Annotated in this window: 23 protein-coding genes; 8 read left to right on the plus strand and 15 right to left on the minus strand. The window is 61.5% G+C overall.

The genetic code is table 11. The annotated features are described in order from the left end of the window. Positions 1–8: 8 nt before the first annotated feature. The 6 genes from AC1Z32_RS32105 to AC1Z32_RS32130 all read right to left on the minus strand — a co-directional run bounded on the left by AC1Z32_RS32105 (position 9) and on the right by AC1Z32_RS32130 (position 6,475). Positions 9–338 (minus strand): superinfection immunity protein, encoded by a 330-nt coding sequence (locus tag AC1Z32_RS32105; RefSeq protein WP_483482856.1) that lies wholly within the window; start codon positions 336–338, stop codon positions 9–11. 91 nt (positions 339–429) lie between these two features. Beyond that, complete coding sequence (locus AC1Z32_RS32110; RefSeq protein WP_483482857.1) at positions 430–1,422, minus strand: ABC transporter substrate-binding protein; 993 nt, start codon at positions 1,420–1,422, stop codon at positions 430–432. Positions 1,423–1,455: 33 nt separating this feature from the next. Then, positions 1,456–2,628 carry a Gfo/Idh/MocA family protein gene (locus AC1Z32_RS32115; RefSeq protein WP_483482858.1) on the minus strand — a complete coding sequence of 391 codons (1,173 nt, stop codon included), beginning with the start codon at positions 2,626–2,628 and terminating at the stop codon, positions 1,456–1,458. Next, positions 2,628–3,947 (minus strand): Rieske 2Fe-2S domain-containing protein, encoded by a 1,320-nt coding sequence (locus AC1Z32_RS32120; RefSeq protein ID WP_483482859.1) that lies wholly within the window; start codon positions 3,945–3,947, stop codon positions 2,628–2,630. Before AC1Z32_RS32120 ends, AC1Z32_RS32115 begins: the two co-directional genes overlap by 1 nt. Positions 3,948–3,988: 41 nt before the next feature. Then, the gene (locus tag AC1Z32_RS32125) at positions 3,989–4,963 is read right to left on the minus strand and encodes a PDR/VanB family oxidoreductase (protein ID WP_483482860.1); all 975 of its coding nucleotides are present in this window, start codon (positions 4,961–4,963) and stop codon (positions 3,989–3,991) included. Between the two features lie 189 nt (positions 4,964–5,152). Continuing rightward, a complete protein-coding gene (locus tag AC1Z32_RS32130) occupies positions 5,153–6,475 on the minus strand; it encodes an MFS transporter (protein WP_483483361.1) in 1,323 nt (440 codons plus the stop codon). 267 nt (positions 6,476–6,742) lie between these two features. On the opposite strand from AC1Z32_RS32130, the gene AC1Z32_RS32135 reads away from it, so the two are divergent. After that, on the plus strand, positions 6,743–7,330 hold the full coding sequence (locus AC1Z32_RS32135; RefSeq protein ID WP_483483362.1) for a MarR family winged helix-turn-helix transcriptional regulator: 588 nt from the start codon (positions 6,743–6,745) through the stop codon (positions 7,328–7,330). 149 nt (positions 7,331–7,479) lie between these two features. Here the strand turns inward: AC1Z32_RS32135 and AC1Z32_RS32140 are convergent, their stop codons facing one another. Further along, positions 7,480–7,683 carry a cold-shock protein gene (locus tag AC1Z32_RS32140; RefSeq protein ID WP_062607932.1) on the minus strand — a complete coding sequence of 68 codons (204 nt, stop codon included), beginning with the start codon at positions 7,681–7,683 and terminating at the stop codon, positions 7,480–7,482. 151 nt (positions 7,684–7,834) lie between these two features. Continuing rightward, the gene (locus AC1Z32_RS32145; RefSeq protein WP_483482861.1) at positions 7,835–8,248 is read right to left on the minus strand and encodes a response regulator; all 414 of its coding nucleotides are present in this window, start codon (positions 8,246–8,248) and stop codon (positions 7,835–7,837) included. 251 nt (positions 8,249–8,499) lie between these two features. Between AC1Z32_RS32145 and AC1Z32_RS32150 the strand changes: the two genes are divergently transcribed. Then, positions 8,500–8,934, plus strand: a complete 435-nt coding sequence (locus AC1Z32_RS32150) for a hypothetical protein (RefSeq protein WP_483482862.1) — start codon at positions 8,500–8,502, stop codon at positions 8,932–8,934. Positions 8,935–8,948: 14 nt separating this feature from the next. Here AC1Z32_RS32150 and AC1Z32_RS32155 read toward each other — a convergent pair whose 3' ends face one another. Further along, entirely contained in the window at positions 8,949–9,851 is a 903-nt protein-coding gene (locus AC1Z32_RS32155; protein WP_483482863.1) for a LysR family transcriptional regulator, read from the minus strand. 103 nt (positions 9,852–9,954) lie between these two features. On the opposite strand from AC1Z32_RS32155, the gene AC1Z32_RS32160 reads away from it, so the two are divergent. From AC1Z32_RS32160 to AC1Z32_RS32170, 3 genes are read left to right on the plus strand one after another with little or no spacing between them, the layout of a single operon-like run. Beyond that, the gene (locus AC1Z32_RS32160; protein WP_483482864.1) at positions 9,955–10,689 is read left to right on the plus strand and encodes an RraA family protein; all 735 of its coding nucleotides are present in this window, start codon (positions 9,955–9,957) and stop codon (positions 10,687–10,689) included. Next, the gene (locus AC1Z32_RS32165) at positions 10,686–11,921 is read left to right on the plus strand and encodes a pyridoxal phosphate-dependent aminotransferase (RefSeq protein ID WP_483482865.1); all 1,236 of its coding nucleotides are present in this window, start codon (positions 10,686–10,688) and stop codon (positions 11,919–11,921) included. Before AC1Z32_RS32160 ends, AC1Z32_RS32165 begins: the two co-directional genes overlap by 4 nt. Further along, positions 11,914–12,720, plus strand: coding sequence for an alpha/beta fold hydrolase (locus AC1Z32_RS32170; protein ID WP_483483363.1), 807 nt, complete (start codon positions 11,914–11,916; stop codon positions 12,718–12,720). The genes AC1Z32_RS32165 and AC1Z32_RS32170 overlap by 8 nt, the downstream gene beginning before the upstream one ends. Before the next feature lie 3 nt (positions 12,721–12,723). Here AC1Z32_RS32170 and AC1Z32_RS32175 read toward each other — a convergent pair whose 3' ends face one another. The 3 genes from AC1Z32_RS32175 to AC1Z32_RS32185 all read right to left on the minus strand — a co-directional run bounded on the left by AC1Z32_RS32175 (position 12,724) and on the right by AC1Z32_RS32185 (position 15,496). After that, positions 12,724–13,074: a RidA family protein gene (locus AC1Z32_RS32175; protein WP_483482866.1), complete on the minus strand. Its 351-nt coding sequence runs from the start codon at positions 13,072–13,074 to the stop codon at positions 12,724–12,726. 30 nt (positions 13,075–13,104) lie between these two features. Beyond that, positions 13,105–14,436, minus strand: a complete 1,332-nt coding sequence (locus tag AC1Z32_RS32180) for an NAD(P)/FAD-dependent oxidoreductase (RefSeq protein ID WP_483483364.1) — start codon at positions 14,434–14,436, stop codon at positions 13,105–13,107. 133 nt (positions 14,437–14,569) lie between these two features. After that, complete coding sequence (locus tag AC1Z32_RS32185; protein WP_483482867.1) at positions 14,570–15,496, minus strand: LysR substrate-binding domain-containing protein; 927 nt, start codon at positions 15,494–15,496, stop codon at positions 14,570–14,572. Between the two features lie 160 nt (positions 15,497–15,656). On the opposite strand from AC1Z32_RS32185, the gene AC1Z32_RS32190 reads away from it, so the two are divergent. Further along, positions 15,657–16,916: an aromatic ring-hydroxylating oxygenase subunit alpha gene (locus tag AC1Z32_RS32190; RefSeq protein WP_483482868.1), complete on the plus strand. Its 1,260-nt coding sequence runs from the start codon at positions 15,657–15,659 to the stop codon at positions 16,914–16,916. 82 nt (positions 16,917–16,998) lie between these two features. Here the strand turns inward: AC1Z32_RS32190 and AC1Z32_RS32195 are convergent, their stop codons facing one another. The 3 genes from AC1Z32_RS32195 to AC1Z32_RS32205 form a co-directional block, all read right to left on the minus strand. Then, the gene (locus AC1Z32_RS32195) at positions 16,999–17,991 is read right to left on the minus strand and encodes an Ldh family oxidoreductase (RefSeq protein ID WP_483482869.1); all 993 of its coding nucleotides are present in this window, start codon (positions 17,989–17,991) and stop codon (positions 16,999–17,001) included. Positions 17,992–18,015: 24 nt separating this feature from the next. Beyond that, on the minus strand, positions 18,016–19,068 hold the full coding sequence (locus AC1Z32_RS32200; protein WP_483482870.1) for a proline racemase family protein: 1,053 nt from the start codon (positions 19,066–19,068) through the stop codon (positions 18,016–18,018). 203 nt (positions 19,069–19,271) lie between these two features. Then, positions 19,272–20,312 (minus strand): ABC transporter substrate-binding protein, encoded by a 1,041-nt coding sequence (locus AC1Z32_RS32205; protein ID WP_483482871.1) that lies wholly within the window; start codon positions 20,310–20,312, stop codon positions 19,272–19,274. Between the two features lie 678 nt (positions 20,313–20,990). Between AC1Z32_RS32205 and betI the strand changes: the two genes are divergently transcribed. Next, positions 20,991–21,638: a transcriptional regulator BetI gene (gene betI / locus AC1Z32_RS32210; protein WP_483482872.1), complete on the plus strand. Its 648-nt coding sequence runs from the start codon at positions 20,991–20,993 to the stop codon at positions 21,636–21,638. Between the two features lie 137 nt (positions 21,639–21,775). Beyond that, positions 21,776–22,963 carry an NAD(P)/FAD-dependent oxidoreductase gene (locus AC1Z32_RS32215; RefSeq protein ID WP_483482873.1) on the plus strand — a complete coding sequence of 396 codons (1,188 nt, stop codon included), beginning with the start codon at positions 21,776–21,778 and terminating at the stop codon, positions 22,961–22,963. Positions 22,964–22,972: the final 9 nt, after the last annotated feature.

The raw sequence follows: 22,972 nt of genomic DNA on the forward strand, positions 1-22,972 counted from the left end.
GCTGCCGCTCAATCGCGATCGCGCCCGTCCCGCTGCTTCGGACCGGCTTGCGCGCCGCGAACGCCCCGTGTGCGCGAACGCGACATGATCGCGTTGATCGTGCGCTGCGACGATGCGCGCCGGTTGTTCTTCACGATGCGTTCAAGCCTTCTGGCGCTATCGGGATGAAACGCCCAGTAAAGCGCGGCGAACCAGCCCACGATGGTCCAGCCGCACAGCACGTTGAACAGCGCGAGCACCAGCACGGAGCGCCGTTTCTTCCGGTCGGCGATGATCGCGGGCAGCAGATAGATCGCAACGGCCGCGATGGTCAGCAGAATGTCCTGAAGTGCGTGCATGATGTCTTTCCCGCGACAGCCGCGCGATGCGGCAGTCGGTTCAGGTATGCAGACATCATGCGCCAGACGCGCCGGCCTGGCATCGCCGCCGTCAGATCTTGAAGCTCTCCAGCGTGGCCGGATGAAACAGCTCTTCCGGCTGCACCAACCGGCTCGACAAGCCTTCCTCGTGATGCCGCCTGAGAAAGCGCGAGAGCACATGGCGGTTCGGCTCGAATCCGTATGACCAGAAATCGTCCCCGAGCAATTTCCGCGCGGCGCGCAACTGCTCTTCGACGAACGGTAACGTCACCTTGGTCGCGGATGTGTCGCTCAGCTTTGCCAGCGCAACCGCCTTGCTCTTCTCGAACGCCTTGGCGATCGCGCCCGGCAGCCACGGATGCTGCTCCGCGAGCGTCCGGCGCACGCCGAGCAGATGCATGATCGGGAACAGCTTCGTGCGCGTGTACCAGTCGGCGGCGGCCTTCTGCGGATCGTCGTAGAGATATCTGACGTTCGGATGCCCGTTCGTGAAGCACGAAGGCGCACGCGGGCCGATCACCGCATCGATCTCGCCTGACGCCAGCAAGCCCGAAATGGTCGCATTCGACGGCGCGTTTTCCAGCCGCACATCCGCCGGAAGATCGAGTTTGATCTTTTCCTCGCGCCCCGTTTCCTCGTAGCCGCCGCGCACCCATGTCACGTCGGAAGCCTTGACGCCGTGATCTTCTTCGAGGAACAGCCGCGCCCACACGTTCGCGGTCAGCTGATATTCGGGCACGCCAATACGCTTGCCCTTGAGATCCGAGGGCGCTTCGATGCCGCGATCGTTGCGCACATAGATCGACGTGTGGCGAAACGCGCGCGACGGAAAAACCGGCACGCCGATATACGGGCTCGTGCCCGCCGCCGTCTTCACGCTATAGCTGGAAAGCGAGAGTTCGCAGATGTCGTAATCGGCGTGACGGAATGCGCGAAAGAAGATTTCCTCCGGATCCTGCAGCATGAACACCGGATCGACGCCGTCGATCTGAACTTCGCCGTCCACGAGGGGACGCATGCGGTCGTAATTGCCCACCGCGACCGACAAATTGAGCTTGCCCATTGTCCTGTTTCCTTGATCCTGCGTTTAAGTGAATTAACCGCCGATGAGCACGTCGCGCTGTTCCGCGCCCGAGCGCAGCATCGCGAGGCAGATTTCGAGCGTGCCGCGCGCCCACACTCCGTCGTGCAGCGGCGCGATATCGCCATGCACGGCGGCGATCAGTTCGTCGATGACTTCGGCGCGCGGCACACTGGGCGCCTCCAGCTCGATGCGCTCGCGACGCTCATCGCCATACACGACGATTGCGTCGGGCAGCGGCCGCAAAGCGCCGCGCTCGCACGACACGATGATCGGCCCGAAGTGCTGATGCTTGCGCGCTTCGGCTTTCGTCGGGGAAGGCGGCGCATAGGCGTCGCCGCCATAGGTGCCCGCCGCTTTCATTGCCGCTTCTTCTTCCTTCGATGCCACGCGCGACAGCTTGCGCCGCGCGTGGCCATAGTCCTCGGCGCTGCGCGTCTGGCCCATTTCGCCGATCCAGCCGGTCCACTCGTCCGAATCGAAATGCGCGTAGCCGTTGTAGGCGAGCGTCGCGAAGGCGCCGTTCTCGAACCAGAGCATCGCGCTGTACGCGCCTTCGGTCGGGCGCGCCGCATCCCAGTTGCCGACCGCTGCGCGCACGCGCGTCGCGCGGCTGCCCGCGAGCAGTCGCACGATATCGACCTGATGCGCCGCCTGACTGAACACCGCGCCGCCGCCCTCTTCCGTCTTCAGTTCCTCCGGCCTGCGCGGACGGAACAGATAGTCGGTGTAATTGAGCGCCTGAATCATCCTGACGTCGCCGAACGCGCCCGATGCGATCAGCTCGCGCGTGCGCAAATACGGCGTATCGAAGCTATGACAATGACCGACGATCAGATGCACGTTCGCTTCGCTGCATGCGGCGATCATGTCGTCGCATTCGGCGAGCGACAGCGCCATCGGCTTCTCGACGAGCACGTGCTTGCCGTGCCGCGCCGCGATGCGCGCGTGCGCCGCGTGGAACTGATGCGGGCTCGCGATATAGATCGCTTCGACCTCGGGCATGCGCGCGAGCGCTTCGATATCGTCGAAGGCGGGCGCGGCGAAATCGGCTTCGAACTGCGCGCGGGCCCGCGCACGCGGATCGCACGCGCCGACGAGCTGCACGCGCGCATCCGCGAAAAAGGTCGGCAGCATCAGCGAGAATGCGCGGCCCAATCCCGCGATGCCGAGCTTGAGCGTTTCCATCACGCCTGCACCTGATAGTTCGGCTCGACCTCAGCGGCCTCTTCGAGTTCGACCCACACGGGCTGCGCGGCGAACTGCTTCCAGTCGGTGTCCTTCGGCACCATCGCCTGGAACGAGCACACGGTGCGCGGAATCGCCTTGTCACCGGTGCCGATGGCCGTCTCGCCCGCCTGGAACTCCTTCACGGCATCGAGCATGCGGCGGCGGAACTCGACCACGGCAACATCGCTTGCGCCGAGGCGCTCCTCGGTGCGGTCGGCGATCGGGCCCATCGTCACCCACATCGCGATGTCCTGATTGGGAAACCCCTTGATGCCCGTGAAGTTGCCCGCCTTCATCGCTTCGCGGTCCTGCCAGAAGCGGTTGTCCGTGTTGCGCAGCGGCCGGAAGTATTCGTCGAGATCGACGCCCACGCGCTGGCCGAGAAACTTGCGCCACGTCTCCGTCTCAGGCGTCTTGTCCGGATTGCCCCACGCCATGAAATAGAACGCGGTGCTGGTGTCGTCGCACGGCACGTTGATGTTGGCGACGTTATACAGATTGTTCGGCGGAATCAGCGCGGTGGCGGGCGCGACGAACACCGTCGAGCGCACGTAGTCGTGCGTGGCGGCGTTCTGGATCGGACGGCGCAGCGCGGCGTAACGGAAGCCGTAGCTCGTGCGATGCACCTGCATGCGCGGCGCCTTGTCCGTCGACGGACGCAGCCAGTTCTTCGCGGTCGCTTCCGCCCCGCCGACGCGCGCCGGCACGAAGTCCGACGAATGCAGGCTGGAGCTGTGCGCGGAATCGATCGCGCCTTCGAGAATCTGCGCCCAGTTGCACGGCAGGATCGCCTTCGCGATGGTGACGCGCGTGTCTTCCGTCGGCGCCCACGCGGGCGGCACGAACTCGGGAATGGCGTCCTGCGGGCCCATGTAGGCCCACACGAAGCCGCCCCATTCCTTCGTCTCGTAGGCCTTGTGCTTCACCTTTTTGTTCATGTCGCTGCACGAAGGCTCGGACACCATTTCGATGATGTTGCCCTTCACGTCCATCTTCCATCCGTGATAGAGGCAGCGCAGACCGCAGTCCTCGTTGCGTCCGTACACGAGCGATACGCGGCGGTGCGGGCAGTATTCGTCCATCACGCCGACGTTGCCGTCGGTGTCGCGGAACACCACGAGGTCTTCGCCGAATACGCGCGCCTTCACGGGGGCGCCATCCGGCTCGCTGACTTCCTCGATGAGGCAAACCGGCGTCCAGTGACGCCGCATCATCTGGCCCATCGGGGCATCGCCTTCGACACGGCACAACAACATGTTTTCTTCATGCGTGAGCATTTGCGCTTCTCCTGACCAACGTATGCAATGGGGACAACTTCTTAGAGATCCAGCACCAGTTCTTCGCTCTTCGCGCGCGAGACGCAGATCATGATGTGATCGCGCTTCTCGTCATCGCCGAGGACCATGTCGCGATGGTCCGCTTCGCCCGCGCACAAGGTCGTGCGGCACGATCCGCACGTGCCGCTCTCGCACGAGCTCGGCGCGCGGATGCCGTTGTCGCGCAGGATTTCGAGGATCGAGCGGTCCTTTGGAATCTCGAAGCACCGGCCCGAGCGTTCCAGCTTGACGCTGAACGGCTTGTTCTCCGCCGCGCGCGACTGATCCACGCCGAAGCTCTCGAAATGCACGCTGCCTTGCGGCCAGTGGCCGGTCATGTCGCGCACGCCGTCCATCAACGCGCGCGGGCCGCAGCAGTAAACATGCGTGCCGCTGCCGCTCTTTTCGAAGACGGGCCAGAAATCAAACGCGTTGGCGAGGTCACCGTGATCGTGATGAATCACGACGTGCGGCTTCCATTCCGGGCTCGAAAGCTCGTCGATGAACGCCGTCATCTCTGGGTTGCGCGTGAGGTAGTACAGCTTGAAGCGCGGACCGCCGGTGGCCTTGAGGTGACGCATCATCGCGAGGATCGGCGTGATGCCGATACCGCCCGCGACGAACACGAAGCTGCGCGCCCGCTCGCTCAGCCCGAACTCGTTGCGCGGCGCCGATACGTCGATGCGATCGCCTGCGTTCACATCGTCAGTCATGCTGATCGACCCGCCACGGCCCGCCGCGTCGCGCTTCACGGCAATCACATAGCGGTCGGTTTCGTCCGGATCGTTGCACAGCGAATAGTTGCGGTTCGCGCCGCTCGGCACGCGCACCGTCACGTGCGCGCCCGCGGTGAAAGGATCGAGGGGACGTCCTTCGGGATCGCGCAACTCGAAGCTCGTGATTCCTTCCGCCACCTGCGCCTTGTTCGTCACCACAAGCGTCCTGAATGACAGTTCGTTGTTTGCCGTATCGCTCATCTGCGCTGCTCTCCCGCTTCGTTCACCCACCGCGTGACGCCTTTGCATCAGCGTCGTCCCATGTGTTTATATTAGATCTCTAATCATTTTGAGGCAACCGGGTTTTCCCTGAAACACACGAAGTACGCTCCAAAAAAATCGGCGCCCGAAGGCGCCAGAAAGTACTGCCGGTGCTACGAGAGTTCGTGTTCAGCCGCGTTCCGCGTGCTCGCGCAGCGTGTTCGCCGGCACGCCGATCAGCACGGCGAGCCCGCCGAGCATCACGATGGCGGCGATCGCCGAGAGGCCGATCGCGAGACTGCCTGTCATCGTCTTGATCCAGCCGAGTGCGATCGGCCCGCAGAAAGCGCCCACCTGCCCGAGGCTGCTGATCGCGCCGATGCCTGCGGCGGCGGCTTCATCGGAGAGATAGGCTGGCGGAATCGACCAGATGATCGCCGCCGCGCCGAAGTAGGAAATGGAGATCATGCCGAGGCAGACGATGGCCGCCGCCGTGTTGCCCGACACCACCGGAAGCAGAAAGCCGCCGAGCGCGCCTACCGCCGTGCACGAGAAGAAATGCCAGCGCCGTTCGAGCGTCACATCGGAGCTGCGCGCCACCGCGAACATGCCGAGCGCCCCGATGATGTAGGGCAGCGCGGACAGCAGGCCGACGTTGAGCACGTCCGCGACGCCCGCCTGACGGATGATCGTCGGCGTCCAATAGTTGAGGATGGTCCCGCACAAGGGCACCGTGCCCCAGCCCGCCGCGAGGATATAAACGCGCGGATCCTTCAGCGCCACGAGCAGCTGATGACGCCCGTGGGTTGCGGGCTTTTTCTCGGCGCGGTCGGCGGCGAGCGCATCGAGGATGATCTTCTTCTGCTCGTCGTCGAGCCAGCGCGCATCCTGCGGACGGTCGACGAGATAGAAGAACGCGACGATGCCCATCAGCAAGGCCGGCAGGCCTTCCAGGAAGAACAGCCATTGCCAGTTCCTGTAGCCGAGCACATCGACGAAGTTATGCAGGATCCATCCCGACAGCGGCCCGCCGATGATGCCCGCCGCCGCGATCGCCAGCAGAAAGCGCGATGTGATGCGCGCCCGCCGCGCGCCCGGATACCAGTACGTCAGATAGAGAATGATGCCCGGCCAGAATCCCGCTTCGGCCGCGCCGAGCAGAATGCGCGCGATATAGAACTGCATCGGCGTGGTCATGAAGGCCATAGCCGTCGAAATGGCGCCCCATAGGATCATGATGCGCGAGATCGTGAGGCGCGCGCCGATCTTCTTGAGCCAGAGCGTGCTCGGCACTTCGAGCGAGATATAACCAATGAAGAACAGGCTCACGCCGAGACCATACGCGGCATCGGACAGGCCGAGATCCTGCTTGAGATGCAACTGCGCGAAGCTCACGTTCACGCGGTCCAGATAGTTCAGCACCCAGCAGACAAAGATGAACGACATCAGCCGCCAGGTGACCTTGTGATAGGTCGCTTCGATGCGTTCCGCTGTCGCGTGTGCTTCGGGCATGAATTGCGTGACTGTGGATTTGGACACCAGACGTCTCCGTTGCTCTTGCTGATGAGGACGAGGCGCCGAAACATGCCGGGACCATTCCCGCGTTTCGCACCGTCGATGATTTTTTATTCGATATCTAACTATAATGGTAGGGAGACGGAGCCGCGTGAACAAGTCGGGGTTTGCCCGAAGAAGCGTCCTGAACGCTTGAAGCGCGCGTGGCGCCAGAACGACCGTTATCATGTCGGTGAGACACGATTCGCTAAGGAAGACACGGTCATGACACGCAAAAAGAACCTTGAAGGCGCGCCGCGCGAAACTACGGAGATGCTGCGCCATTGGCACGAATCCGTACCGAACGACCGTCTGGCTCACCTGGTGAAAGACGCGACGCGTTCGATGGTGCGCGCGTTGCAGATGCGGCTCGCGGAGCATTCGGTCTCATTCGGACACTGGACGTTTCTGCGCATCTTGTGGGAAACGGATGGCCTCACCCAGCGCGAACTGAGCGAGCAGGCGGGCGTCATGGCGCCCACCACGTTCGCGGCGGTGACGGCCATGGAAAAGCTGGGGCTGGTCGAACGTCAGCAGCGCCCCGAGAACAAGAAGAACACGCACGTGTTTCTCACTGCGGAAGGCCGGGCGCTCAGGGACAAGCTCGTGCCGCTCGCCGAGGAGGTCAACGAAATCAGCGTGACCGGACTGAGCGAGCGCGATATCACTACGGCGCGCAAGGTGCTGCTCGCGATCATCGAGAATCTTGCGGAGGACGAGGCCGGCTCGACGAATCCGATGCGGCGTGTGCCGTCGACTCGGGAGCTGGGGAGAATCATCGCCGAGCGGGGCGAGACGTTCGAAGATGCCTGACGCGGCGAGGAATCTGATCTAGTGCGGATGCGAGAGCGAGGTTGTTCCGGCAACGAAGCGCCCTCGCTACCACGGCATCGGTCAGATTCCCGCCTGCAATTCTCGACGAGCGAACACCGTACGATTATTGCTTCGACAAAACGGCGGCCTTACGCGGGTTTGATATTTGCGGCTTGTTTGCCCTTCGGGCCCATCTTCACGTCGAAACTCACCTTCTGGTTCTCCTGCAGCGATTTGAAGCCCTCGGCCTTGATTTCAGAGAAGTGCGCGAACAGGTCCTCGCCGCCGTCATCCGGACTGATGAAGCCGAAGCCCTTCTCGTCGTTGAACCATTTCACTGTGCCAGTAGCCATTTGAAACCTCGTCAATGTTGAGGGTCGAGTCGCGGTCGGGACCGCGGTCGCCGCCGCGCAGTGCGTTCGCCGGAGACTCGAGGCGTGCCAGGCGCCGCACGCGCAGCATAGGTCTCCCGCAAATAACGTGCAAGCTCGACGCCCAGGCGACTCAGGCCTGGCGCTGAAGCTGGTTGAGCCAGGACAGAAGGCTCGGCGGAGAAGCCCCTTTCCTGACGTAGCCATCGAACAGGCTGCCCTCCTCGCTCCGGGTGATGAGTGCCTCTTCTCTCCCGGTGTAGGCACAAATGAACGCGCCGGATGTCGGCGGATATTGTCTGATTGCACGAGCAGTCGTAAAGCCATCGCGTTGCGGCATCATGAGGTCGAGCAGCACAACGTCCGGAATCCAGCTTCTTATGATTTCGAGCGCGTCGCCGCATCCGCCGGCGACACGCGTCTGAATACCGAACAACGACAGGTAATCGGCAACTGCAATAGCGGCGGCCCGATAGTCGTCGACCACGAGGACGCGTGACACGGTGTCGAGGTGACGATGGGTCCAGTTTTCTTGCTCGATCTGCATTGCTGCATGTCCCGGATAAATTGGATCGCTCTTCTGTTTTCAAGAACGAAGTTGAGCAAGCAGCGTACCGAAGAAGCTCGCGCGTGTCGGTGCGTGACGCCACGAACCGTGCTGCGGAGCAGCCGCCTGAATCATTCTCGATCAGGTATGCAGATCGCAATTCCGGGGACGACCTGGCCCGTAGTTTGCTGACAGTGTGACGATGTCGGCGCTTCGCATTCAAATACTTCAAAACGCGACGGGGGCCTCGATTGGCAAAGAAGAACTTCGCCATGCCCGCACGGGTATTCGGCACACGAACGAGCCGTATCATCGCGCTCGCTTTGCTCGTCGTCGGGGGCGGGTTGTCTTTCGCGGCCTGGCTACAGACGGAACTCAACCAGGCTCGACGGCCGCAAGCGACAGCCTTTGGACGAGTGACGCGTTCGTCCAGCGCTGTGACACCGATCGTCGAGTCCGGAGCCTCGAGTGCGACGCACACGGTAGATACCATCGATGCGCCTGCGGAGCGCGTGCAAACGCCCGTCGACACCAGCAATCTCCCGCGAGTGCGCCAGTTGGCGAAATCCGCGCCTCGTCCAGCCCAGACAGAGCCTGCCGGTTCGCTCCAGCGTGCGAGGCCGGATCGCAAACCTCAGCAGCAGTCTCGCGAGCCGGCGTTCATGAACACCTTCGCGCACCACTGAACCGGGAATTGCAGTCATTGACCTTTCGACAGTTTCCGCAACAGCGCGACGCCCGCTTCGACCATCGCGTGCTGCCGTGTCGGGTTCCACGCGACCGCGGTCGTCACGACGCTGACCGTCTCCCTCAAAGGCCGGAACACCACGTTTTCCGCAGCCAGCTTCTTCGTCGATGCGGGCACCAGCGCCACGCCCTGCCCGCATCCGACGAATGCGACCTGAGACGCCACCGAACGCACCTCATGCACGATCCTCGGCGAAAAACCGGCTGAGCGGCACGATGCCACGACACCGTCGAAGTACACGGGACTGAACTGCCGCGAGAACATCACGAACGATTCATCCGCGAGCGATGCAAGCCGCACGCGCGCACGGCCCGACATCGCGTGGTCGCGAGGCATTGCGACGACGAGCCTGTCCTGCGCGAGCGGCAAGGTCTCGATGCGCGCGCCGAGATCGCCTTCGAGCCTCGCGAACGCCAGGTCGATATCTCCCGCTTCGAGCGCCGGCACCGCTTCCACGCTGTCGATCTCTTTCACGGAGACCGTCACTTGCGGATGACCGGCCTTGAGCCGTTCGATGAACGAAGGCAGCACATCGAACATCGCCGACGAAATCGCGCCGACGGTCAGGACGCCGCTGCGCCCCGCCACCGCCTCGCGCACCGCGAGTTCGAGCTGCTCCACCTGCTCCGCGAACTTGCGCACCGCGGGAAGAATCGCCGCGCCGACAGGCGTGAGTTGCGCGCCGCGCCGCGATCGCTCGAAGAGCTTCACCTTCAGCGCCTGTTCGAGCGTCTGGATCTGCTCGGTGAGCGGCGGCTGAGACATGCCGAGCCGTTGCGCCGCGCGCCCGAAGTTCTCTTCTTCCGCGACCGCGAGAAACAGCCACAGGTGACGAATCAGCCGAAAGTTGATCATGATGTTCGATAGGTTGAGCGTATGGATGTGTTCCGTTCTTCGGAATTTACATATGAGACTGTAGGCGCGAAAGTGACGCATCGCAAATCACTTCAACATCGCCATGACGCGAAACCCGCTTCTTGAACGGCTCGCGGCGCTCGACACCAATACCGTGTCGGATGCGCTCGATTTCCTGGGCCTTCCGGGCGCCACCTTCGGCATTCGGCCGCTGTGGGATTGCCCGCGCATCGTCGGACGTGCAAGTACGATCCAGCTCGGCCCCAAGACCGACGCCACGCCGACAGCTCACCTCATCACGCCTGTCATCGACGCGATCCGGACCGACGACCGAATTCTCGTGATCGCCGGAGGGCTCGAAGGCATCTCGTGCTGGGGCGACATCATCGCCAACGCCGCGACCGTCAGAAAGGTTCGCGGCTCGGTCATCGACGGTTATAGCCGTGACATCGAAGGCAGCGAGTCGATCGGCTATCCCGTCTTTGGACGCGGCATCACCATGATCAGCGCCCGCAATCGCGTCGCGCAGATTAGCTCGGGCAAGCCGGTGACTTTCGCGGGCGTCGTGGCGCACGAAGACGACTATGTGATCGCCGACCGTTGCGGCACGGTGTTCATTCCGGCCGCGCGAATCGAAGAAGTGCTCGATCTCGGCGAACGGATCGCGAAACGTCAGGACGGCATGGTGCTGGCGGTTCGAGCCGGACGCGACGCGCAACGCACGCTCCTCACGGGCGAAGCGCGCGCCGCGAAAGAGACGGACATGATGCGGCAACTCGCGCAAGGCAGAAGCACGCTCGACCTGATGGGCCTCACGCAATGGAGAGAACGCGCATGAGCGACGACGTGCAACGCCTCAATGTTCATCTCGCCAAAGCACAGCCATCGGCGACGTATCGCATGATGGATCGCGTCGCCGCGCGCCGGGCGTCGGGTGCGAAGGTCATTTCGCTGTCGGCAGGCGAGCCGGACTTCGACACGCCCGCACATGTGCGCCAGGCAGCCATCGCTGCGATTCACGCCGGACACACGCGCTACACGCAAGTGGCCGGCATGCGCGCGCTTCGCGAAGCGGTGGCGAAGAAGTTTCAGCACGAGAACGGACTGGACATCGGCTGGCAGGATACGATCGTCTGCAGCGGCGGCAAGCAAGTCATCTACAACGCGCTCGCCGCGACGCTCAACCATGGCGATGAAGTCATCATTCCCGCGCCTTACTGGGTCAGCTATCCGGAGATGACGCAGCTATGCGGAGCGCGCGCCGTCATCGTGCCGTGCGGTGCCGACAGCCGTTTCAAGCTCACGCCGCAAGCGCTCGCGGATGCGATCGGGCCGCGTACGCGCTGGCTGATCCTCAATTCGCCCTCGAATCCCACGGGCGCGGTCTATACCCGCGAAGAACTCGCGGCGCTCGCACAAGTTCTGCTCGCGAATCCGCACGTCCTCATACTGTCGGACGACATCTACGAGCACCTGATCTTCGACAATGCTGCGTTTCAAACGATCGCGCAGGTCGAGCCCCGACTCGCGACTCGCACGCTGACGATGAACGGCGTGTCGAAGGCGTATGCGATGACGGGCTGGCGCATCGGATTCGGCACCGGACCGCGCTGGCTGCTGAATGCGATGGAAAAGCTTCAGGGTCAGCAAACTTCCGGCGCGAGCTCCGTTTCTCAGCATGCCGCTCTCGCCGCGCTCAACGGTCCGCAGGATTTCATCAGCGAGTCGCGCGAGGTTTTCGAACGGCGGCGCGACCTCATGGTGAACTTGCTGAATGAAGCGCCAGGTCTCGCTTGCGCGAAGCCAGCGGGCGCTTTCTATGCGTTCGCTTCGTGCGCAAAGCTCATCGGCAAGACCACCGCCGCCGGCACCGTGCTGAAGACGGACGAAGACGTAGCCGGCGCATTGCTCGATGAAGCCGGCGTCGCGGTCGTTCAAGGCAGCGCATTCGGGCTTGCGCCGTATATTCGAATTGCCTACGCGCTCGACGACGATGCCCTCTTGGAGGCCTGCCACGCGATTCAGCACTTCTGCCGCTCACTGACAGGAGCCGATCATGCCGATGTCTGAACCGCTGGAGAAGCAATCGCTTGCACTGAATGTCGAAGGAATCGAACTGGAAATCGCCACGATGCATCGCACGGGCGAAGGCCTGCCGCTCGTCTTTCTGCACGGCTTCGGCTCGACCAAGGAAGACTATGCAGACATCGCGCATTACCCGGCGTTGGCCGGACGTCCGGTGATTGCGTATGACGCGCCCGGTTGCGGTGACACGCGCTGCAGCAATCCGTCGAAAGTTTCGATCCCCTTTCTCGTCGCCACGGCAAAGGCGGTACTCGCGCATTTCGGTATCGACCGATTCCATCTCGTCGGCCATTCGATGGGCGGCCTCACCGCGTTGATGCTCGCGCATGAGGCGCCGCAGCGCATCGCGAGCTTCATCGACATCGAAGGCAACGTCGCGCCCGAAGACTGCTTCCTGAGCCGTCAGGTGATCGACTATCCTTCAGACGATGCACAGTCCTTCTTCGATGACTTCATCGAGCGGAACTGGCATTCGCCTTATCACGCCAGCGCGCTGTATGCGTCGAGTCTGCGGCATAAGGTGCGCGCCGAAGCGGTACGCGGCATCTTCATGTCGATGGTCGAACTGTCCGATCACGGCGACTTCATGACGAAGTTTCTGTCGTTGCCCTTTCCGCGTATGTTCATGTACGGGGAGCAGAACGCCGCGCTCTCGTATTTGCCGCGCCTTTTGCGAAATGGCGTGCAGCTGGCGCAGATCGCCCACAGCGGACACTTTCCGATGTATTCGAATCCGGTGTGCATGTGGGAGCGTATTGCGGCGTTCGTGCAGCAGTCCGGCTGAGCCTCAGGCAGCCGCCACGATCACGACTTCGATCAGCTTTTCCGGTTGCGCCAGGACGGCCCCCACGGTAGCGCGCGGCGGCGTATGTCCCGGCGCCACCCATGCATCCCAGACTTCATTCATTGCGGGAGCCTGCTTCATATCCGAAAGGAAAATCTGACAGGACAGGATGCGCGACTTGTCAGAACCATGCTCGGCGAGCAAGGCGTCGATCGACGCCAGGACCTGTCTGGTCTGCCCCGCCATGTCTTGCGTGATGTCGTCCGGCACCTGCCCTGCGAGATAGATCGTTCCCTGATGTACAGCGACTTCGGACAGACGCTTTCCAACGTGGCTTCGCTTGATTTCCGTCACCTTCGATGCTCCACAGTTAAACTAAAAGTCTCAACGCTCCAGGCCAGCACGCGCGGCCTGATACTTGATCGAGGAAACCACGCCGATGCGGCGAAACGGCTCGGGCGGCAGCCAGCTGGGACCCTCGAGACTGAGCGCATCCGAAAGGCCGGAAGACTGCGCCCCCATGGCCATCTCGCCAAGCAACTTCCCGTATGTCGTGCCCTTCAACACGCCCGCGCCATTACAGCCCAACGATGCAAACAGACCGGGCCGCAACTCTCCGAAGTAAGTCGCCCCATTGCGCGTCAAAGCCGTGGTCCCGCCCCAGACATATTCGAAACGATGAGACCTCAGGTTCGGAAAGCGGCGCTGATAACTTGCCGTCAATTGCGCCAGCGTGTCGGCGGGTGACTGCTCCTGCTCATACGAGTAGGCGCTGCGAACCATGAAGCGTCCGCCTTGAACACGGCGAAGCGTCGTACCAAGACGGTTGGCCGGAATGACGCCCCACTCCTCTGAATCGCCGAGTTTCGCGAGTTCGGATTCCGGCAGCCGAGGCGTGAGGGCGGCATAGGTAAAGATCGTTATGAGACGATCATTCAGGATACCCAATGCTTTTGCGAACCCGTTATTGGCAAGAATGACCCGATCCGCGATGTATTCGCCACGACTCGTCGTTACTCGAAATGGCGTCGCCTCGCCAACCGACACGACAGCTTCGTTTTCCGCCACCGCGACATTGCGCGGAAGCGAGTCGGCCAGGCCGCGAATCAGCGCGGCTGGTTGCACGAAGACATTGCTGGACGAGTGATAGCCGTATCGGTAATAGCGTGTGCCGAGTTTCTGCTGCAAGGCGTCGCGGTCCAATTCTTCGTAATTTACGCCCCATTCCCGATACTGCGCGAGCGAGGCATGCAGATTCCGCACGCCGGCTTCACTCGCGGCGGCATGAAATTTCCCCACGGGGTTCCACTTGCAGTCGATGCCATTCTCGCGAACGAGCTGCGCGAGCCACTTCAGGCCTGCGTCATACATCCGGATCTGCTTACGCGCGACTTCGACCGGACTGGTGTGACCGCCCATCTTCGTGTTGTGCGGCAAGTTGATGATGAAGCCCGAGTTGCGTCCGGCGGAACCCTCTCCGATCGTCGACGCTTCGAGCACCAGCACCTCGTCATCCGGACACAACTCCGCGATACGCCGTGCCGCGGCAAGGCCTGTGTACCCGCCACCGATGACGATGGTCCCGAAGCGGGAGCTGTTCGTTGCCTGCCTTGGCACGCGCGGCGGCAACATGGCGTTCCAGCCGGAGCACTGCCGATATGCCGGATACGTTTGTGCTGCGTCGAAAGAAAACTCAGGACGTCTAGTGCTATTCATGAGTGCGGCTTCCCTCGATCCGTTCAATTGCCTCCATTTTGCGTGGCACGGAATCGAACTGGCGCTTACATCATGAAACCTGATGCCGAGCTTTTGCGCGGCTTGTACTTTTGCTTCGACGCATAGGCGCGTTTCAGAGCGGAGCGGGATCTCCATGCAACCATTCGACGAGCCCCGTTATCGACGATGTGATCGATCGCCCATGCGGCACGACGATGTAATACGATTCCGCCGGCTTGCATGACGCCGTATGCAGGCGAACCAGTTCTCCCGATGCAAGGAAATCAGTGATGAGCCGCCCCCATCCCAACGCCACGCCCTGCCCACAGCGCGCCGCCAGCACTGCGTCCGTGTAGATGCTGCATCGGAGCGCGTAATTCAGTCGTGCGGGCCGGTATCCGGCGGAAGCGAACCAGGTGTCCCACGCCATCCATCCTTCCGACGTGGAGTCGGAGTCGATCAGCGGCATCCGCGCAAGCTCTTCGAGCGTGTCCGGCGCGCCGTTTTCAAGAAGCCAGCGCGGCGAACATACGGGGAAGACCTCTTCGTCGAAAAGCAAGGTCGCGGTTCCATCTCCCCACGATCCATCACCGAAGCGCACCGCGACGTCGACTTCGTTGTGACGTAGATCGGCGGTGAACATCGGGTCGGTGAGGCGAAGCTGAAGCTTCGGCTGCAAGCGCTTCAGATTCGCAAGACGCGGCACGAGGCGCAGTTGCGAGAACGCCGCAGTCGAAGCGAGCACCAGTTCCTGTTGCTCGAACCCCGCCGATAGACGATCGAACACGCCAGCGATCTTCTGCATCGACTCGGCCACGACGAGGTAGAGAGACTCCCCTTCGCCCGTCAGCGATATGGACCGATGCGAACGGTGGAATAACTTCACCCCCAGCGTCTCTTCGAGGAATTTGACTTGCCGGCTGACCGCGGCCTGACTGACGCCTAGCTCGCTCGCCGCATTGGTGAAACTGCCGAGTCGAGCGACGGCCTCGAACTCGACCAGCGCGGTCATCGACGGAATAATCCGTCTATAGCCCTTGGGGCCTTTCGCAATTTTCATCGGGCGACGTCTCCGGTCATGGTTTGCGAGTGCTTCGCATAACTTGTAGTAATGCAGACAGAACAATAAAGGGCGTTGACGCTCCAGATCCGCACTCCAATACTGCGCGTACGGACTATGAACCGTGCCTGCCGATAACACCTATATCTGGAGCAAAAACGTGTCTGCCACTCCCCTCAAGACTCATCGCGAGCTGATCGATAGCCGCGTACCCGGTTGCGGCTTTCCCGGCGAAATTTTCAGTCGCCAGGACGTTTTCGATAACGACGTCGACGTCTTCTTCAACAAGCTCTGGATCCTCGTCGGCGTGACGGCCGATGTCCCCGAGCCGGGTGACGTGTCCACCGTCGAAGTGGGAAAGGCATCGATCATGATCGTTCGCGACGATGACGAGAACATCCGCACGTATCGCAACGTTTGCCGCCACCGTGGCTCCAGGATCATGAAGCAGCCCGGCAAGGCCAGCGTCGGGATGCTGGTCTGCCCTTATCATCAATGGACGTATGAGCTCGACGGCAGCCTGAAACACGCCACGCACATGGGACAGGACTTCGACAAGACATGCCGGAGCCTGATACCCGTTCACACGAAGGTGATCGGCGCGCATATTTTCGTGTGCCTCTCGGATGAGCCGCCCGAGGATATCTCGACGCTCGAGCAGGTGATGACGCCCCGCTTTGCGCCGCATCAGATGCAGCGCACCAAGATTGCCTTCGAGTCGGAGCTCATCGAGAACGGCAACTGGAAACTCGTGATGGAGAACAATCGCGAGTGCTATCACTGCGAGGGCACGCATCCGGAACTGACCAACTCGTTCCTTCCAGAAGACTTTGGCTTCTGTCCCGACGGACTCGGCGAAGAAGCGATGAAGAATTACGACGCCTACGTGGCCCGCAATGCGAAGAACCGCGAAGACTGGGAAAACGAAGGTTATGTCTGCGCGCTGTTCGAATCGCTCGACGAAAGCGTGCACACGAATTTCCGGACCCAGCGCCTGGTCATCGCCGGCAGCAATGAGTCGCAGACGCTGAGCACGAAGGTCGCGAGCACGAAGCTGCTTGGCGATCTGCAACGCCGCGACCTCGGAGACGTACACATGTGGGGCCATAATTCGTGGACTCATGTCATGAGCGACCATTCCATCGTCGCATTCATTCTCCCGATCGCGCCGGACAAGACGCTTGTGCGGACGAAGTGGCTCGTTCATGAGGATGCTGTCGAAGGCGTCGATTACGATCTCAAGACGCTGACCGAAGTGTGGCTGGCCACCAATCAGCAGGATGCCGATCTGGTCGCGAACACACACAGCGGAACGCAGGATCCCGCCTACATTCCGGGTCCTTACTCGAAATACACCGAAGCGCCGCTCGATCAGTTCTGCCGGTGGTATGACGCGCGTCTGAAAGCACAAGGCATCTGATACCGGAAGGGCGTCAGTGATCGATCGCTGACGCCCCCGTAATTTCTATCGATAATCGGGGCAGCGCTGCGCACTTCCCCACTCACCTGGTATGTTCGTCTCCCTGTGACCACTCCGCGTAGCCGCGCACCCGGTCGATCACTTCCGAAGGCACGTCTATCTCCCGATCCTTGATGTGACTGCCCGGAATGCGCACGCCCATGTCGGCCAGTCGCGCAAGTTGCGTCGAAAGTCGCGCGGGGAAGTCCGCCGAGAAGATTTCGGGTTTGAGCGCCACGAGAAAAAGCCCGATGCCTGGACTTTCACTGCCCTCGGCATAAGAAGGCGCATCCATCGACCAGTTGGCTCCCGTCACGCCGGCAGCGAGCACCTCCATCATCATCGCGATGTTCGCACCTCGCGCTCCACCGAAGGCGACGAGCAGGCCCTTCACGGCTTCCCTGGCGTCCGTTGTCGGCTTGCCGCTCTGATCGACTGCCCAGCCTTCAGGGATGGTCTCGTTGCGCTCCGCCGCGTTGCGAACGCTGACGAAAGCGGTTGCACTGGAAGCCTGATCGATCACCAACGGCCTCCCGTTCGCGACAGGTGCCGCGAAAGAGACTGGATTGGTCCCATAAACCGCACGGCCGCTTTCGAGCGTGGTCATCTGCGCCGTGGCATTGCAGGTGGCGATCGATACGAAGCCGCGCTCCGCCAGGCGCCGCGTGTAGTAACCCAGCTCACCAACCGTGAAGCTGTTCGACATCGTCAAGGCGACGATCCCATAGGTCGCCGCCCGCGTATTCAATTCCTCGAATGCCTGATCGAATCCGAGCTGGGCGATGCCCTTTCGCGCATCGACCGTGATCGCGGCGGGAACCGGAAAGCGAATCGCCGGATCGGCATCGACCGAGATCCTGCCCTTCAGAAAGCCATCGAGATAGTCCGGCAAGTGAGCGAAACCCACCGCCCTGCTGCCGGCGAGTTCGGCCGATATGACGGCTTCAGTCAGAGAGCGGGCGACCGCCTCGTTCGCTCCGACTGCCTTGATCACGCTGTACGCGATCTGCTTTGCTTCATCAATTTCGTATCGCATGGTCTCGTCACCGTTCGTGATACGTCATGCCCAGATGTCCCTCAACGTAAAGCCGTTGGGGAAGGGATCATCGGGATCGAGCACGTATGTGTTGAATCCGTAAATCCATGAGCGGCCGGAGATCGTCGGAACGACAGCGGGAATGTCACCGATGCTCGCCCGTTCGACCAGCTTGCCCGTGAAGACCGTCCCCAGTATGCCCTCGTGCCGGAACGGCTGGTTCAGGTCCAACTGGCCCTTGGCGTGCAGCGTGGCCATCTTCGCCGATGTACCGGTGCCGCACGGACAGCGATCGATGGCGCCGGTCCAGGTCGCCGGATTGTCGAAATCGATGGCCCCGCTGGCGACGGTGACCGCATTCTTCCAGTCCGCATTCGGGTTCTCGGTCGGACCGGAAAGCTGGGCGATCGTGATGCCATAACCCGGATAATGAGGATGCGAGACGGGCAACTGCTCCTGCGCTGCCCTGAGGATGAGCGCCGAAACACGCGTGATTTCCTTCCCGTGCTCCGGCTTCAGCTCCAATCCTTTGAACTGACGCACATCGGCGATCACATAGAACATCCCGCCCCAGCCCACATCCACCGTCACCTTGCCGAGATGCGGCACGTCGATCACCTTCTCGATATACGGTGCGAAAGCCGGCACATTCTTGAACGTGACCGAGGTCACTTTCCCGTTGCTGCATTCGGCGCGGATGCCGATCAAACCCGCGGGCGCCTCGAGTTGAAACTCCGTGACCGGCTCCTGCATCGGCAGCATGCCGGTTTCGAGCAGCACGGTCGCAACCGAGATCGTATTGCCGCCGCTCATCACCGGGTACTCGACCTGTTCCATGATGATGTAACCCGCCGCGGCATCGGGATGCTTTGCCGGCACGATCAGGTTGCAACACAACGGCGGATAGCCGCGCGGCTCGCGCAGCATGAGCATTCGAATCTGATCGTCGTTTTCTTCCAGCCACTTCATCTGCTCATAGACCGTATTCCCCGGAATATGAGGCACGCCTCCCGTGATCACCCGCATCGGCTCGCCCGAATGTGTCTCGACCGCATGAAACGTACGCTTGAAAGTCATGATCTTCTCGTGGGTTGATATCGACATCGCGGCGCGCTTCGCCTCCGCGGCGCCATTCCGGTTCCAAGATACTGTCTGTGAGCGCCCCGCTCGTTAGCTTTGGAAGGTCTTGTGCTGTTCATAAGCGCGAGTACGCGCAACCGCATTGCAAAAGGGGACATGTCGAATGCATGTCCCCTTCGTGCCCGCCAACGAACGACGCCTTACTTGGCGCCGAGCCAGACGGCGAACTTCTGATTCAGATCGTCCGAATGGTCCGCCCAGAACGCAACGTCGACGTCCACTGCCGTTTTCTGGTTGTCCGGATTGGTCGGCAGATAAGGCTTCACCGAAGGATCGACGAGCGAAAGCGAAGAGTTCCGCATGGGGCCGAGCGCGGTGGAAGAGCTCAGCTTCGCGAGCTGCTCCGTCGCGGTGGAGAACTTCAGAAAGTCCTGTGCGGCTTTCAGGTTCTTCGTACCTTTGACGATCGCCAGCCCTTCGATGTTCTTCACCTCGCCATCCCACACGAAGCCGAATGGCTTCTTGTCTTGTGCGATCGCCGTCCAGATGCGGTTGCAATAGGCGCTCGTCATCGTGACTTCGCGATCGGCCAGGAGTTGAGGCGGCTGAGCGCCGGCCTCCCACCAGACGATGGAAGACTTGATGGTGTCCAGCTTCCTGAAGGCGCGCGTGACGCCTTCCTTGGTGCCGAGAACCTTGTAGACATCAGCCGGCTTGACCCCGTCTGCCAGCAATGCCCATTCGAGCGCGCCTTCGGGCGACTTTCTCAGCCCCCGCTTGCCGGGGTACTTCTTCAGATCGAAGAAGTCGGAAACTTTCGACGGCTCCCCGTTCTTGAACGCATCCTTGTTATAGGTGATCACCGTCGACCAGGCGACGTTCCCGACCATGCAGTCGGACAAGCCACCCGACATGAAGTCCGACTTGGCCGACTCGCCGGATTTTCCAGCCGGCAACGAAGCCGGATTGACCTTCTCCAGAAGGCCTTCGTCACAGGCGCGAATGGCGTCCGCGTACTGAATGTCGACGACGTCCCAGGTCACGTTGTTGGTCTGAACCTGGCTTCTGATCTGCGCGATGCCACCGTTATACACATCCGATTTGACGTTCGTACCAGTCTGTACGGAGAAAGGTTTGACCGCGGTTGCGTTCTGGGCGTCCTGATAGGAGCCTCCCCAGCTCGCAAAGACAATGTCGGCTGCGCTCGCGGGGACGCTGGCCACGGAGGCGGCGAACAGCATCGCAATCGCGGTTGAGTATCGGGTCTTCAGTTTCATGCTTTTCGTTCCTTCATAGCGACGTCTGGTGGCACGTGAAGCCAATCGTCTCGGTTAAAAAAATCACGGTGCTGCGGACTGTCCGTCCTCGATCTTTTATTACTTATGCCCTTCAATCGATGAGCATATTTTAATAAGGATTCCTACTTATTCCCATCACAGTTGTTCACCCTTCGGAGAACCTGCATCGAGTTCAAGCGCAGCGCCGGCTCACCGATTCACGCCCCTACTGGCCGTCCTTTCTACGCTTCAAATCTGAACTGACGTCCAGTGCCGCCGAAAGTGAGAGGCTCCTCATCGCCGACTACGTTGAACGCATGTTCAATACACTGCAACTTGGCGTCACTATATACCCGATTTTTAGGTTAAAAAAGGGCTTTTTTGAGGCGCAGTTATCCGGTTTATCCCCTATGCAGCGATCATCCGAGGGAAATCCCTAATGATCCGCGCCTCACCATGATGAACGATTGTTCAATCACCGCGTCGCCCGCAGTCGACGACAGATGAATGCACGTTCAGCTTCGATCCACTCGGGACGGCGCGCCCGGCCGGCTCAGGCATTCGGATAAACTAGCGAGACCCAAACCGGCCGGGCGATCGCCCCGAAAGCCGGTACGCTCAAGCACACAAGTGGAAACTATCGTGAAGGCAGCCGTCGTTGCAGGATCTGGCCGCAAGGACGAAACAGGTCCCTATGAAGGGATGCGGCTCAAGCTCATCGACGCCACGCTGGCGGTCGTCGGTGATGTCGGCCTTGAAAATCTGACGATCAGACGCGTCAGCGAGCACGCCGGCGTATCGGTGGGTCTCGTTCACCACCATTTCGAGAACAAGCAGAGTCTCGTCTACAAGACGTTCGAGCATCTGATCCGCCGGGTGCGCGAGCAGCTCGTCAACGGGCGGCGGGACATTGCGGACCCGGTCGTCCGGATGAAATTCACGGCCGACATGTGTTTCAACGACGAAGTGATGAGCCAGGGCGCAGCGAACGTATGGCCGCACATGTGGAGCTCGTCCGCGCATGAACAGGACGTGCGGCGCCTTTGCACCGCATTCTCGAGGCGGCTGCGCTCCAATTTCATCTTCGACTTCCGGCAGGCCGGATGCGATCCTTTGATGTCCCGCATTTACGCCATTCAGGCGATGGCGCTGGTTCACGGACTATGGATCGAGCATCGGGTCGCGGCGACCATCAGCATCGACGAAGCGATCGGCATATTCCACGGCATGATCGACGATGCGACGCACCGCATCTGGAAGATGAACACGAGGTCTTCGCACCTGCGCTAGCCTGCCCGCACCTGGCCCGACGGGAGCCGCGTCCTCTTGGCCGCTTAAACTAAAAATAGAAACCCCTTATATTCCCAGCCGAAATCATTTCCGGTCGCACACTTCCGCTACACCTTGCTCACAGAAGGAAGCGAACCGTGAATACCTATGATGTGGTTGTGATTGGCGCCGGCGTCATCGGCACTTCGGTGGCCTTTCAGCTTTCCCGGCTGGGCGCGAAAAACGTGCTCGTCCTCGATCGCGGGATGATCGGGGCCGGGACCACCTCGCAGTCATCGGGCATTCTCCGCACGCACTATTCGGTCAGGGAGAATGTCGAACTGGCCCGAAAATCGTGGGACGTGTTCAACGATTTCGCGTCCTATCTCGGCGACGACGAAGCGTCCTGCGGCCTCGTGAAATGCGGCTACATGATCGTCGCGAGCGAGGGAGACAAGCTCGAACCGCTGCGCGCTTCCTTGAACCAGCAAAAGGAACAGGGCATTCCGCTGGAGTTGCTCAACCAGAAGCAAGCGAGCGAGCTGCTTCCGATCGCCCGCTTCGACGATGCCGCCCTGATCGGATACGAACCGGAAGCGGGCTTTGCCGACGCCTATCTCGTGGCCACCAGCTTTGCGCGCGCGGCGCGGCGCGGCGGCGTCACGATCAAGGAGAACGTCTCCGTCGACGAGATTCTGTTCGAGGGCAACAGGGCGGTCGGCGTGTCCACCAGCATCGGCGACTTCGCCACGTCGATGGTCATCAGCACGCAAAACATCTGGACCCCGGAACTCGCCGGATGGACGGGGCGCTCGCTGCCGATCATGCCCGAGCGTCACGCCGTACTGGCACTGGAATGCGAAGCAGCCAAGTACACGTTCTCCATGCCCGTATTCAAGGACCTGGCCTCGCCGGGCATGCTCTATTGCCGCAGCTACGGCGGCAGCCAGATGCTCGTGAGCGAAGGCGTCGTCGGCGAGAAGCTGAACGTGGCCGACACCGAGCAAGGCGATATCCCGATGGATTACATCGTGGATGTCGGCACTCAGGTCGCGGAACGCTTCCCCGAGTATGAAACCGCCGGCATCGCGTCTTCGTGGACGGGCGTCTACGACGTCACACCCGACTGGAACCCGGTGCTCGGCAAGCTTCCCGGCATCGAAGGCCTCGTCGTCGGCTATGGCTTTTCCGGCCACGGCTTCAAGCTCTCGCCCACGGTCGGCCGCGTGCTTGCGCAGGAAGCGCTGGGCCTGCCCACGGACGTATCGCTCAAGCCCTACTCGATCGAACGTTTCGATACCGGCGAACTGCTGACGGGCAAGTACGGCCTCGGCGCAGTGTCCTGAATCCGAAGC

This window comes from Caballeronia sp. 11_S32 (genome assembly GCF_056930355.1).